Annotated in this window: 17 protein-coding genes; 14 read left to right on the top strand and 3 right to left on the bottom strand. The window is 41.7% G+C overall.

Annotated features, from left to right (window positions below):
- Positions 1-142: 142 nt before the first annotated feature.
- The 4 genes from VB714_RS00085 (at position 143) to VB714_RS00070 (ending at position 3,506) form a co-directional block, all read left to right on the top strand.
- Complete coding sequence (locus tag VB714_RS00085) at positions 143-469, top strand: Nif11-like leader peptide family natural product precursor (RefSeq protein ID WP_323219934.1); 327 nt, start codon at positions 143-145, stop codon at positions 467-469.
- A gap of 92 nt (positions 470-561) precedes the next feature.
- On the top strand, positions 562-1,014 hold the full coding sequence (ndk, locus tag VB714_RS00080; RefSeq protein ID WP_323219932.1) for a nucleoside-diphosphate kinase: 453 nt from the start codon (positions 562-564) through the stop codon (positions 1,012-1,014).
- 66 nt (positions 1,015-1,080) lie between these two features.
- Positions 1,081-1,722, top strand: a complete 642-nt coding sequence (locus VB714_RS00075) for a methyltransferase domain-containing protein (protein ID WP_416309565.1) — start codon at positions 1,081-1,083, stop codon at positions 1,720-1,722.
- A 128-nt stretch (positions 1,723-1,850) separates the two neighbouring features.
- A complete protein-coding gene (locus VB714_RS00070; protein ID WP_323219929.1) occupies positions 1,851-3,506 on the top strand; it encodes a mechanosensitive ion channel in 1,656 nt (551 codons plus the stop codon).
- Positions 3,507-3,627: 121 nt separating this feature from the next.
- On the opposite strand, the gene VB714_RS00065 is transcribed toward VB714_RS00070, so the two are convergent.
- A complete protein-coding gene (locus VB714_RS00065) occupies positions 3,628-4,017 on the bottom strand; it encodes a RidA family protein (RefSeq protein WP_323219927.1) in 390 nt (129 codons plus the stop codon).
- A 131-nt stretch (positions 4,018-4,148) separates the two neighbouring features.
- Here VB714_RS00065 and VB714_RS00060 point away from each other — a divergent pair, with 131 nt between their 5' ends.
- The 3 genes from VB714_RS00060 to VB714_RS00050 all read left to right on the top strand — a co-directional run bounded on the left by VB714_RS00060 (position 4,149) and on the right by VB714_RS00050 (position 6,226).
- Positions 4,149-5,075: a phosphorylase gene (locus VB714_RS00060; protein WP_323219926.1), complete on the top strand. Its 927-nt coding sequence runs from the start codon at positions 4,149-4,151 to the stop codon at positions 5,073-5,075.
- A 156-nt stretch (positions 5,076-5,231) separates the two neighbouring features.
- Complete coding sequence (locus VB714_RS00055; RefSeq protein ID WP_323219924.1) at positions 5,232-5,771, top strand: hypothetical protein; 540 nt, start codon at positions 5,232-5,234, stop codon at positions 5,769-5,771.
- A 17-nt stretch (positions 5,772-5,788) separates the two neighbouring features.
- Positions 5,789-6,226: a hypothetical protein gene (locus VB714_RS00050; protein WP_323219922.1), complete on the top strand. Its 438-nt coding sequence runs from the start codon at positions 5,789-5,791 to the stop codon at positions 6,224-6,226.
- A 104-nt stretch (positions 6,227-6,330) separates the two neighbouring features.
- On the opposite strand, the gene VB714_RS00045 is transcribed toward VB714_RS00050, so the two are convergent.
- A complete protein-coding gene (locus VB714_RS00045; RefSeq protein ID WP_323219921.1) occupies positions 6,331-6,837 on the bottom strand; it encodes a Fur family transcriptional regulator in 507 nt (168 codons plus the stop codon).
- 206 nt (positions 6,838-7,043) lie between these two features.
- Between VB714_RS00045 and VB714_RS00040 the strand changes: the two genes are divergently transcribed.
- The 5 genes from VB714_RS00040 (at position 7,044) to VB714_RS00020 (ending at position 9,907) form a co-directional block, all read left to right on the top strand.
- Positions 7,044-8,192 (top strand): hypothetical protein, encoded by a 1,149-nt coding sequence (locus VB714_RS00040; protein WP_323219919.1) that lies wholly within the window; start codon positions 7,044-7,046, stop codon positions 8,190-8,192.
- Positions 8,193-8,204: 12 nt separating this feature from the next.
- Positions 8,205-8,441, top strand: coding sequence for a hypothetical protein (locus VB714_RS00035; RefSeq protein WP_323219917.1), 237 nt, complete (start codon positions 8,205-8,207; stop codon positions 8,439-8,441).
- Positions 8,442-8,443: 2 nt separating this feature from the next.
- Complete coding sequence (locus tag VB714_RS00030) at positions 8,444-8,923, top strand: CRR6 family NdhI maturation factor (RefSeq protein WP_323219915.1); 480 nt, start codon at positions 8,444-8,446, stop codon at positions 8,921-8,923.
- 10 nt (positions 8,924-8,933) lie between these two features.
- The gene (gene dndE, locus VB714_RS00025; protein WP_323219913.1) at positions 8,934-9,329 is read left to right on the top strand and encodes a DNA sulfur modification protein DndE; all 396 of its coding nucleotides are present in this window, start codon (positions 8,934-8,936) and stop codon (positions 9,327-9,329) included.
- 155 nt (positions 9,330-9,484) lie between these two features.
- On the top strand, positions 9,485-9,907 hold the full coding sequence (locus VB714_RS00020) for a DUF2996 domain-containing protein (RefSeq protein WP_323219912.1): 423 nt from the start codon (positions 9,485-9,487) through the stop codon (positions 9,905-9,907).
- Between the two features lie 72 nt (positions 9,908-9,979).
- Here the strand turns inward: VB714_RS00020 and VB714_RS00015 are convergent, their stop codons facing one another.
- Positions 9,980-10,510, bottom strand: coding sequence for a TM2 domain-containing protein (locus VB714_RS00015; RefSeq protein ID WP_323219910.1), 531 nt, complete (start codon positions 10,508-10,510; stop codon positions 9,980-9,982).
- Here VB714_RS00015 and VB714_RS00010 point away from each other — a divergent pair.
- Both VB714_RS00010 and acsF read left to right on the top strand, forming a co-directional pair.
- Entirely contained in the window at positions 10,510-10,740 is a 231-nt protein-coding gene (locus VB714_RS00010) for a hypothetical protein (protein ID WP_323219908.1), read from the top strand. The two genes, VB714_RS00015 and VB714_RS00010, sit on opposite strands and share 1 nt — an antisense overlap.
- Before the next feature lie 22 nt (positions 10,741-10,762).
- Positions 10,763-11,839, top strand: coding sequence for a magnesium-protoporphyrin IX monomethyl ester (oxidative) cyclase (acsF, locus tag VB714_RS00005; RefSeq protein WP_323219906.1), 1,077 nt, complete (start codon positions 10,763-10,765; stop codon positions 11,837-11,839).
- The last annotated feature ends 26 nt before the right edge of the window (positions 11,840-11,865 follow it).

The raw sequence follows: 11,865 nt of genomic DNA, 5'->3' as shown, positions 1-11,865 counted from the left end.
CACAAAAATCGAAACTTGATATTTTTCTTAATAAATTTCAAATTCCCAGATCGAATTGCTTGCCGTCGTATGGGCGAGTATGTAACAATTGACTTTCATTACGATTAAATTTAACTCTAGTTCAGATACAAGTGTGCGGCCAATGTCTCAGCGAGAAAGGGTACTTGACTTTTTTCAGAAAGTCTGTGACGATCCATCAATTCAAAATAAACTCAAAGCCCCTTGTCCCGCAAATCGTCAGGGATTTGCTAATGTTGCCCAAGAGTGCGGCTACGACCTTAGCGGTGCGGATCTTGATAACTATGTAAGGTTCTATCAATTTTACACGGAATTTCAACGGGCAATCGAACGACACCAAGCTGGAAAGGAAACCTTACCAGACTGGCTCAATCAGTGGGAAAAACACCTGAGGAAATTTTCAGACGATCCCCTGGACGATCGCTATGACACAATTAAGCGTTTCATCTAATGTAAGTTTTGCTCTCATGTTCTTTGTTTTATTGTCCCCGTTCTAAGCTAATCTGACCTTTGTATTAATTTGTTCACGAACGGGAGGGTATATTGGAACGCACCTTCATTATGATTAAACCTGACGGCGTACAGCGCGGTTTAATTGGCGAAATTGTCAAGCGATTTGAAACTAAAGGCTTCACTTTGGTTGGGATGAAATTAGTTGCCGTTTCTCAGGAACTGGCAGAACAACATTATGACGTTCATAAAGAGCGTCCTTTTTTTGCGGGATTAGTGAAATTCATCACTTCAAGCCCTGTTGTAGCAATGGTTTGGGAAGGAGATGGCGTTGTTGCTTCTGCTCGCAAAATCATCGGCGCAACCAATCCTTTAGCCTCCGATCCTGGCACGATTCGCGGCGATTATGGCATTGATGTAGGACGAAATCTCATTCATGGTTCCGATGCGATCGAAACGGCTCAACGAGAAATCGCGTTATGGTTTCCAGAAGATGAATTAGTGTCTTGGGAGTCTCATACGAAATCTTGGCTCTACGAGAAGTAATAATTTTAGGGGAAGGGGGTGTGGGTGTTACATCCTACATCCCCACAACCTAAAACCGATATTCCCATGCTTAGTCCAGAACAACGCAGCAAACTCGATCGCACGGAAGATACTTTCTTTTATACATTTCCTCGTTTTGTCACCCACGCGGACAAGTATTTTTTAGCACGGTTAACGAATCTTTATCGAGAACGCCTCGAACCCAATAGCCGTATTTTCGATATGATGAGCAGTTGGGTGTCTCATCTACCCGATGAGATGGAATTTGCCCATGTTGAGGGTCACGGCATGAATGAGGAAGAATTGGCTAAAAATCCTCGTCTCGATCGCTACTTTATCCAAGATATTAATGAAAACCCCAAATTCCCACTCCCCGATAATGAATTTGCTGCGGTTCTCAATTGCGTTTCTGTTCAATATATCCAATATCCCGAGGCGATATTTACGGAAATTCATCGCATTTTAAAGCCTGGTGGTATCGCCATTATCAGTTTTTCTAACCGGATGTTTTATGAGAAGGCGATCGCCGTTTGGCGAGAAGGGACAGAAAACAGCCGTCTCGATCTGGTGCAAAGTTATTTTCAGTCGGTTCCCGGTTTTAGCGACCCAGAAATTATCGCCCATCGCTCCGAATTGGGCAGTTTTCTGCAAATGCTAGGAATGGGAGGCTCCGACCCTTTTTATGCGGCGATCGCCTCTAAACAGTAAATCGTTATTGATTATTAACAAATCCCACAGCCTAACTCTTCCTTAAGGATGAGAAAGACGAGAACAACTTATCCCAATCGAAGTTTGAAGTTTCAAGTTATTTACTGTATACCTCAAGGTATAACAAAATGATTGCATATCTTATGACACCTCTATTAGAAACAACTTTGGCGATCGAGAATGTTCCCCTTCTGATACAACTTCCCCCAAAACCATCTTGGGTGGAAGAGATTTTAAGCAGTGTCGGTCAAAACTTGGGAACGTCGGCGATCGGACTCGTACAGGCGATCTTGATCCTTCTTGTGGGTTGGATTGTTGCGGGAATCATTCGTAAAATGATTTACGGATTGCTAAAGCGAACTGACATCGACAACAAAATTGCCTCTTGGATCACCGGTCAACCAGGCGATTCTACTGTTCCCATTGAGCAATGGATAGCAGAGATAGCTTATTGGTTAGTGATTCTCTTTACGGTAATTGCCGCATTAGAAACCTTGAAATTGCAACAGGTTTCCCAACCCTTGCGAGTTCTGCTCGAGTCTGTGACGGGCTTTCTACCTCAGATTGGCGGTGCAGCAATTCTTGTGGGGTTGGCTTGGCTGTTAGCAACTTTGGTTAAATTGATCGTGACGCGAACATTGCGAACGGTAAATCTTGACGAGCGTTTGGGACAGCAAGTAGGAGAAACTCCAACCCCTCAATTTTCCCTTTCAGACACAATTGGTAATACTCTTTACTGGTTTATTTTTCTCCTGTTTCTGCCTTCGATCCTCAGCACCTTGCAATTAGAGGGAACTCTCGAACCCGTTCAGGATTTACTCAATCAAATTCTGGCAATTCTCCCTAATATTTTAGCGGGAATCTTAATTGCTTTTGTGGGGTGGTCGATCGCGCAAGTAATTCGTCGGATTGTTACGAATTTACTGGCTGCTTCGGGAGCCGATCGCTTGGGCGCTCGTTTTGGCTTGACAGGAATCGGGGAACAACGCTCTCTCTCTTGGGTTTTAGGAACAGTTGTCTATGTATTGGTTTTGATTCCTGTTTCTATTTCGGCACTGAATGCTTTACAGATCGATGCGATTTCCGAACCTGCGATCGCCATGTTAGAGCAAGTTCTCGTTATTTTACCTCAAGTCTTTACCGCCGCCTTAATTCTCGTTTTGGCTTATTTGGGGGGCAATTATGTGTCCGAGTTGGTCACGAGTTTGTTAGTGGGATTTGGCTTTAATAATGTTTTACAGTGGTTGGGTTTATCGGGTATTGTAGCGACGACGACCGCAGATGTTGAAGGTGCAACCCCTTCGGAAACCCCGGAAACTCCCGAAACGAAAATTCCCACCCGCACCCCTTCGGAATTGGCTGGGACAGTTGTGTTAATTGCGATTATGCTGGTTGCTACTTTAGCAGCAGTGGATATTTTGCAAATCCCTGCTCTGACGGAGTTCGTCCAGGGAACAATGCAAGTTGGCGGCCAAGTTTTAGTGGCGATGATTATTTTCGCCGTGGGTTTATATTTGGCGAATTGGGCTTTTAATTTAATTTCTAGTTCTGGCAACCGTCAGGCACGCATTGTCGGTCATGCTGCCAGGATCGCCGTCATTGCCCTCGTTTCGGCGATGTCCTTGCGCCAAATCGGGATTGCCAGTGATATTGTCAATTTGGCTTTTGGCTTGCTATTAGGCGGTATTGCTGTGGCGATCGCGATCGCCTTTGGTTGGGGCGGCCGAGATATTGCGGCGGAACAAATCCGAAGCTGGATCGATGATTTCAAAAAGAATGATTAGCTGATAAATAGGGTTTTATTCTCCCCTTGATTTGTTTAATAATCTTTGCTTAATAACCCGATCGATCGCACTTTCCCTCCCTAATTTTGTTGGAGTGGCGAGTGCGATTTTTGACTCTCTTTTAAACAATAGCAATACATTCAATTTCAACTAACACCCCTTTAGGTAAACGAGATACTTCCACTGTGGCACGAGCCGGGGCTGTTTCTTCGTTAAAATATTCTCCATAGACTCGATTCATCGTGGCAAAATCATCTAAATTTGTTAAAAAAATCGAAGTTTTCACTACATTTTCTAAACTGGCTTCGGCGGCTTGGAGAATTGCATCGATATTTTTCAGGACTTGATGAGTTTGTTGAGCAATATCTCCTGTACCAACAATTTCTCCTGTTTCGGGATCGAGGGAAATTTGCCCCGCCACAAAAATCATTTGTCCTGTTGCGGCGATCGCCTGGTTATAAGGACCGACGGGAGCCGGTGCTGCGGGAGTTTTAATAATCTTTTTGGTCATTGTTTCTGTAAATTACAAGAGATAAATTTCATTGTAGGAGTAGGTGAAGGTGATTTTACAAATTTTAATATTTTCGCGATCGCATTAAATGGTAAATCTAGCATTGTGGCAACTCATCGGAGGTTTTTTGCATGACAAGGGGACAAGCCAATACTCAAAAACTTCTGCTCGAACCCGGTACATTATGGCAGAAAACGACGGAACGAACCCAAAGTGCGATCGCTTCAGGCGCATTACAATCTATCCCCACGGAATACGAATTTATCGAGCAAGCGGGGATTAATTTTCTCGTGAGAATATCTTTAAATCTTCAGCGTAAAGAAAAAGATCGACAACAAAAAGAAAATAAAACCAAATCAACCGGAAAAGTTTTTAATCCTTTTCTACCTTACGAATCAGAACTTTTTGTGACTGATATTTCCACAACGCATTTATGTTTATTCAATAAGTTTAATGTCGTGGATCGCCATCTTCTCATTGTTACTCGAGAATTTGAACATCAAGAAACATGGTTGACTCTAGAAGATTTTACAGCGATGTGGGCTTGTTTAACAGAAATTGATGGTTTAGCCTTCTATAATGGGGGAGAGAAAGCCGGAGCAAGTCAGATGCACAAGCATTTACAAATTGTTCCTTTTCCTCTCATTCCGGCAGGAGAAAATATGCCCATCTCGCCGTTAATCTCTACAGTTAAATGGCAAGAAAAGATAGGGAAAATTGATTCTTTTTCTTTTAATCATGCTATAATGAGATTTGATTTTAAAGATAATCTTTCGATTTGGGATAAATCACAAAGAACGCTGAATTTATATCAAGATTTATTAAATAAAATCGGTATATTTCATAATGGGGAAGAGCGGGGACAACAAACCCATGCTTATAATCTTTTGGCGACAAGAGAATGGCTCTTAATTGTGGCGCGATCGCAGGGGGAATTTCAATCCATTGGTGTTAATTCTCTCGGTTTTGCTGGGACGTTTTTTGTGCGCGATACCGAGCAACTTAGTTTACTCAAAAAATTAACTCCCTTAAAAATATTGAAAAATGTTTCCTTTTAATTGAGCTAAAGACCGATCGCCCAAGCGCCACCAGTATTAAAATAAGTACATCGGCAAATTTAATTTCATACCCATCGTTCAAAAAGTAATAAAAATCACCAATGAGCGTGAAAAAATAGAAAAATCAAGAGACAACAGGAGACAATTTGATGTAAAATGAGAGAAGTTGTAGAAATTTTTAACACTGAAGAAAAATGCCTCATCGAAGCAACAATTCTCGAAATTCAAGACCGACACCTTCGGGATTTTGAGGAGATTTGGGTTCCGCAATTGACGGAATTAAGCGAGGAGGATAAAGATTTAGATTTAGCCCTCAAAAAGCGTCTATCCCGTAAATATGATGATTTTGAGGTGTACGCCCTCGAATGCGATAATATTGCTCAAGGTTTCATCGCGATCGAAACCTTGGGATACCGTTCTTGGTTTGATGAACAAGAGCGCATTATCTACGTGAAATTCATCGTCAGCGCTCCTTGGAATCGAGGAAGATTGAGAATGCAACGTTATAAGTTTGTAGGCTTGAGTATGCTAAGATTTGCTCGGCAACGCAGCACGGCTTTAGGATATTCGGGGCGTGTTGGACTGCACTCGCTCCCCAATGCCATTGAATTCTATCGCAAAGCCAGAATGCTAGAACTTGGCAGCGATCCGGATTTCGATAACTTGATTTATTTCGAGTTCGGTCGCTTAGAATGAAAAAAAAGGAGAAAGTGATGACAACCCAAACAACAACAGAATCTCTGTTCGATCGCTACTGCAAAAACCCAAGGGACCCCGAGGTAATCAAAGAACTTCTCGAAGCCGAGGACGCTTGTGGCGGCGATTTTGGAGTCGGGCGCTATGGCGATCGCCCTCATTACTTCCGCAACTTACTGCGATACGGTCCCAAAACCGCCGATCGCATTGAGGAAGTGCAAGATTTTTTGCGATCGCAAGTTCAAACCGACGCAACCATTGCCGATGCAAAGGCTTTCTTATTAGAACATTTTAAAACACCAAGGCCGGAGATTCAGAATATCCTCGAAGCGGCGATAGAAAGCGACGAGAAAGCAGTGCGAGAGGAGAAAACAAGGGAAGCGATCGCATTGGCAAAGGGAGGAAATCGAGAGAGGGTGGAAAAACTCAAGCAGCAGAGAAAAGGAAGTGGTTAACTTGCTAACTCGATTTGAATTTCGTGACCCGTGGCAAATTCCGTTTAAGCATGGATTACTTGATGATTACCTTCACCAGCAACTCAAATCTCCTTCTCTTAACATCATTTTTGCGTAAGTCCTAATCTATCTTGTTCTTGGCGATCGCCTCGATACCCGTAAAAATCAACGCGATATTCACTAATTTGAACCCCTGTTTGTGCTTCTATTTGTTCAATAATTTCAGGAGGTAATTGAACATGAACATCGATAATTTGTCGGGTATCCAAACAGTTAACATGACTGTGTATCTCGTTGTTATTCCCATACAGTCTCCCATCGCAACGTTCTACACATTCAATAATCCCTTGACTCGAAAGCGCTTCTAGGTTTTGATAAACAGAAGTATAGCCAATTTCTTTGCCTTGTTGGTTGAGGCGATCGTAAATTTCCCGTGCTGCAAGATGTTCCTCAATAGTCCATAATAACTCTAAGATGTACTTACGCTGGCGACTCAAACGCATTCCCAAGGTTTGACAGCGATTATAAGCCTCTGCTAGGGAAGAAATGGGTTTAAGTAGACTTTGCTCTGTTGGACAAAGAGGACTTGTTGAGGGCTTGATTTCGGTCATTGGTATTGATTTTCCGATATCCTAGTATTGCAGAAAGCTAACTCTTTCAAAGCGATCGCGCATCTGAGGCGATCGCCCTAATTCATAGTCGTTACCACTTTAACTTAAAACCTGTACAAATGTCTACCTAGAGAGAGATGCAAAAGGCGATCGCACTCTATCTTAAGAATTACTAAGTTTAATTAGAGCTAAATATCTTATTTTTCATGTCAGGACAACAGTTAAAAATCGCAACAGAAAAATTAGGAAAACCTTGTTCTTACTATCCTAAACTAGCGAAAATTGCGGGAGGAATTGCTGCGGGGATATTTTTAGGCTATTTATTAGAACAAAGTGAATCTCTGGAATGGATTGGTATTAATCATCAAGATATTGAACGGGATACTGGACTATCTTTAGAGGAACAACGAACAGCTAGAAAGCAATTAAAAGCTAGAAATCTAGTGAAAGAAAGAATGATTGATAATTCCTTGAATTTATCTTTGGATCTGCAACAATTTTCAGATAAATTAGAAATATTTGCAAAGTTTATTTTTTCAGAACCAACAATAGCAACCAATTCTAGTGATGATGAAAGTCTGGCTAATTCTGCTTTGGAAAACAGATTGAGAGATCGTTTTTTTCCGATCAATCAAAAACTTCTTCGCGGTCCTTGGCATTCTCAAGAACAATTTGAAGACTTTCAAAAAGCGTTATTAGAATATTGTAAGATTCAAGGCTTCGATAATCCCATGGCCTATGTTTTTAAAATTGTTGATGGAATTACAAAAGGAATCATCTCTCCCTTTTGGGAAGAATTTATCGCCGGACAACCTTTAGGATCGAGTCAAAAAATACAACAAGAATGGGAAATTAAACCTGGTGTTCCTTATCCGGCATTCATTGAAGAAATAATACAGTATTATATTCATAAAGGAGAACCTATTGATGCTGCTACTGCAAGAGCAAATCGCGAACTTAGAGACATCGATCGCGCTAAAAGTTGGTGGGAAGGTTTCTTAAGAAAAAGCGATCGCTTTGCAGATGAAGCAATAAAGGCTCAAAAATCGGGGGTACAAACTCCTTATCTCCCCCCCTCTTTTAGTGTCAAAGATGGAGTGAATAAGCAACAAGTTGTCGAAAAACTATTATCGATTCGCGATCGCCATACTTTAAACGCATCTTCTTCTGAAACTGACTCCCTTCAATCTGCAAAAGCATCTAAAAAAGAACCGCATTCTCCCTCATTACCTATTCTCCAAAAAGCCTATAATACTCCTATCGGTCGAACTTTTATTAGCAGACAAATTGCTATACATCCAGAATGGGGCTATAAAATAGTTGACGGAAAAATAGTTGATATTTATCCTTTTTAAAGGAGTCAAAAAATGAAAAAACTATTCCAGGTTAATTTTACCCAATCAAATCCCCCCAAACTCTCATCCGCAGAACGAAAACAACAAATACAAGCAAATTTAGAGCAGGAAAAGCAAAGAGGATATACACAATTAACGGAACTCTGTCGTTTGGGAGAAATTGATGCAGCAAAACACCTTGCATCTCGCAATTCGCGGTGGGGTTATGAAATAATTGATGGGGTTGTCTTTGAAAAACTAGAAGAGTAAATATGAATCATCAAATCAAGTTAGATGTCGATCGCCTTCACAAACTCGATCTCTCCCCCGCAAGTGCGATCGTTGAAAAAATCTTGTTAGATATCAAAACATCTTTCCCAGAATCATTAATTACTTTTGAGATCGACTATCCGAGGGAAGAAACCGATCCCCGAGAATTGTCGGAAATTCCTGAAATTCGCTTGTGGTTTTTACGCTTGGATACCCGCTATCCTTGGCTTCCTTTTCTGTTAGATTGGAAAAGCGAACTCCCTCGCTATATTGCGATGCTGGTTCCCCATCAGTTCCATCGTACTGATGGCATACAATATAATCCCGAGGCTTTAGAAATAGCGATCGCGCAAAAAACCTTTATTATTTCTGATTGGTTGCGCGATCGCGGCATTCCAGCCCAAGAAAAATTAAAATCTATGTGGATGACTGTCGGTTACAATCTTGATGATAGTTTCTTTGACCTGTTTAAGCATAATTAATCATTAAAATATGGAATCTCCCATCGAACGATTTAGACTCTCTCAAACAGCAAAAGAGCAACTTTCTAAAATCAAACGCTATACCAAAATTGAGCAATGGAATATTCTTTGTCGTTGGGCTTTTTGTTTATCTCTTGCAGAACCCAGTAAACCTTCTCCCGTTCCTATTCCAGCCGATAGTAATGTTGAATTAACTTGGCGCGTCTTTGGGGGGGAACTCTCAGATGTTCTAATTATTGCCCTCAAACAGCGCTGTTATCAAGATGGTTTAGAAACGAATAAAACCATTTTAACCGAACAATTTCGCCTGCACCTACATCGCGGTATTGGTTATCTAGCGGGAAATCCTAGCTTAAAAACTATTGAGGATTTAATTGCAATTCCCCTATCTCAAATCTCAAAATGAGTCTTTTGTTGTCATCTGATGAACTCAAACAAGAAGGCGATCGCGCTTATAACCTTAAAACTCCCTAGAAAAAATTGCCTTTCCCTTGAACCGATAAGCCAAACCCTGTAAAGTAAGAGAGCAAACGTCTCAAGCAAGGATTCCGAGGGCGCAACATGGCAGAAGAAACCAAACCCGCAGCTAAGAAAAAAGCCAAACCCCCTGCTCTTGAAGATAAACCCTTTACCGAGTTTATGGAGCAGCATTTTACGCCAACTTTACAGGAAGCATTTGGTAAAGCTGGTCTTTCCGATATGAAAATTGCCTTCACGAAAAAACCAGTTTCCCTAGCTGGATTTGACTCTGGGGAAGATTGCTGGCAAATTGAAGGGACATGGCAACAAGGAACCCGCCAATTTAACCTTTATTATTTTGATGAAGACCTGAAGGGAAATAAAGGCTTTTCCTCAGCAACTCACGGTGCAAACCCCAGCACCCTCGAATCGTTTATGATTGACGAGCGGAAAATCACCCTCGATTTGATGGTTTTATATACCTTACAGCGCATTAACGGCGAAAAATGGCTGGGGCGAAATTAAAGCCAAAAAAAAGCGATCGCCCGATCGCCCGAACATTATTGTTATAAGTCTGGTTCGATCGCGATCGCACTTTTATAATTCAACAAAATCGTAAACTACGGTTCCCTTAACCGGATCGTTATCAATATGGGCGTACCCTTGTTTTACCATTTCCTTGAGAACAAGCTCAACTTCTGGAAAATCAGCCCCCGTATCTAACACCGCTTGAGTAACCGTAATTTGCCCACCGCGATCGCGTGCAGATTTTAAGACTCGCAACATCAACTTTTCTTCTGGAACCTTGGGAAGTTCAACCGCAGTTGCAGTAGCCCTAGGATATTGACTGGGGCTTCCATAAGGGGACACACCCTGTTTAATGAGTAACTTCCCTTCGTATTCCTCTACCATATTGGGGACGAAAAAGATGTCGATAAACTGACCAATTCCAAAAATGCCCAAAGTAAAGAACCAAAGAAGTCCCGTACCAATTTTCCCATTGTAGAAGCGATGAAGCCCGCACAAACCGCACAAACCTCCCGCCATCAACACATAAGAAACGAGAAGACGCTCAACATGCTTGCTATTCATAACCTCACTAGCACGACCAACTAAACTACTTTTCATTGTTCTATCTTAGCGAAATACTTTGCCATTCAGACAGAACTACAAGCGATCGCGATCGCATTCCCCATCCTGCTGAAATTGTTACACAATATTACAAACCTGTTGTAACTCTTAATATGGGAAGACAGAAACACTCTCTAAGACGTTGTAAACTAGAGAGCAACTTCAAACGGTGGTTTTCTCAATTCCTACTAACCGCGAAAGCGATCGCCGTTCATAAAAACCGCTAAAACGAAAACTCTAACGAAAATTATGGTCAGTACCGCCGAAAAACCAGCATTTGCCGAGATTCGTCCGGGGGTCAAAGTCCCTTCTAAAGAAACTATTTTAACCCCTCGCTTCTATACCACCGACTTTGAAGCGGTGGCGAAGATGGATATTTCCGTCAACGAAGACGAACTTCGCGCCATTCTCGAAGAATTCCGCGCCGATTATAATAAAACTCACTTTGTCCGGGATGAAGAATTCGACCAATCTTGGGATAGTATTACTGGCGATAAACGTCGCGTATTTATCGAGTTTTTAGAGCGTTCTTGTACCGCAGAATTTTCCGGTTTCTTACTTTACAAAGAATTAGGACGGCGCTTAAAAGGAAAAAACCCCGTCTTAGCAGAATGCTTTAACCTCATGTCTCGAGATGAAGCGCGTCATGCGGGCTTTTTAAACAAAGCCATGAGCGATTTTAATCTCTCTCTTGACTTAGGATTCCTCACAAAGAGTCGGAAATATACTTTCTTCCAACCCAAGTTTATTTTCTACGCCACTTATCTCTCCGAGAAAATCGGCTACTGGCGCTATATCACAATTTATCGTCACTTAGAGCAGCATCCTGAAGATCGCATTTATCCGATTTTCCGCTTCTTTGAAAACTGGTGTCAAGATGAAAACCGTCACGGGGACTTCTTCGATGCTATTATGCGGGCGCAACCGGATATCCTCAATGATTGGAAAGCGAAATTATGGTGTCGTTTCTTCCTCTTGTCTGTCTTCGCTACCATGTATCTCAATGATATTCAACGATCTGACTTTTATGCCGCGATCGGCTTGGATGCGCGGGAATACGACAGTTACGTGATCGATAAGACCAACGATACCGCAGGACGAGTTTTCCCCATCGTGATTGATGTTGAAAATCCCACATTTTATGAGTCTTTGGAAACCTGCATTAAAACCAACGAAAAACTAACGGAAATTGCAAATTCCAATACTTTTGCACCGATTAAATTCTTGCAAAAATTGCCTCATTATCTTTCCAATGGCGTACAATTCTTAAAACTGTTCCTGATGAAACCAATTGAAGTGACTCAATTAGAAGGCACAGTACGCTAAAACAAGTCTTCCTCATTTCCTAGATT

Source organism: Spirulina sp. 06S082, from assembly GCF_034932145.1.
GTDB lineage: Bacteria > Cyanobacteriota > Cyanobacteriia > Cyanobacteriales > Spirulinaceae > CCY15215.
This window is presented reverse-complemented; position numbering and strand designations above follow the sequence as displayed.

Coding starts and splice junctions, on each gene's coding strand:
- VB714_RS00040 (WP_323219919.1), top strand. CDS start 7,044: ATGTCAGGACAACAGTTAAAAATCGCAACAGAAAAATTAGGAAAACCT.
- VB714_RS00075 (WP_416309565.1), top strand. CDS start 1,081: ATGCTTAGTCCAGAACAACGCAGCAAACTCGATCGCACGGAAGATACT.
- acsF (WP_323219906.1), top strand. CDS start 10,763: ATGGTCAGTACCGCCGAAAAACCAGCATTTGCCGAGATTCGTCCGGGG.
- VB714_RS00070 (WP_323219929.1), top strand. CDS start 1,851: ATGATTGCATATCTTATGACACCTCTATTAGAAACAACTTTGGCGATC.
- VB714_RS00055 (WP_323219924.1), top strand. CDS start 5,232: ATGAGAGAAGTTGTAGAAATTTTTAACACTGAAGAAAAATGCCTCATC.
- VB714_RS00030 (WP_323219915.1), top strand. CDS start 8,444: ATGAATCATCAAATCAAGTTAGATGTCGATCGCCTTCACAAACTCGAT.
- VB714_RS00035 (WP_323219917.1), top strand. CDS start 8,205: ATGAAAAAACTATTCCAGGTTAATTTTACCCAATCAAATCCCCCCAAA.
- VB714_RS00085 (WP_323219934.1), top strand. CDS start 143: ATGTCTCAGCGAGAAAGGGTACTTGACTTTTTTCAGAAAGTCTGTGAC.
- VB714_RS00065 (WP_323219927.1), bottom strand. CDS start 4,017: ATGACCAAAAAGATTATTAAAACTCCCGCAGCACCGGCTCCCGTCGGT.
- VB714_RS00045 (WP_323219921.1), bottom strand. CDS start 6,837: ATGACCGAAATCAAGCCCTCAACAAGTCCTCTTTGTCCAACAGAGCAA.
- VB714_RS00060 (WP_323219926.1), top strand. CDS start 4,149: ATGACAAGGGGACAAGCCAATACTCAAAAACTTCTGCTCGAACCCGGT.
- VB714_RS00015 (WP_323219910.1), bottom strand. CDS start 10,510: ATGAAAAGTAGTTTAGTTGGTCGTGCTAGTGAGGTTATGAATAGCAAG.
- VB714_RS00020 (WP_323219912.1), top strand. CDS start 9,485: ATGGCAGAAGAAACCAAACCCGCAGCTAAGAAAAAAGCCAAACCCCCT.
- VB714_RS00050 (WP_323219922.1), top strand. CDS start 5,789: ATGACAACCCAAACAACAACAGAATCTCTGTTCGATCGCTACTGCAAA.
- dndE (WP_323219913.1), top strand. CDS start 8,934: ATGGAATCTCCCATCGAACGATTTAGACTCTCTCAAACAGCAAAAGAG.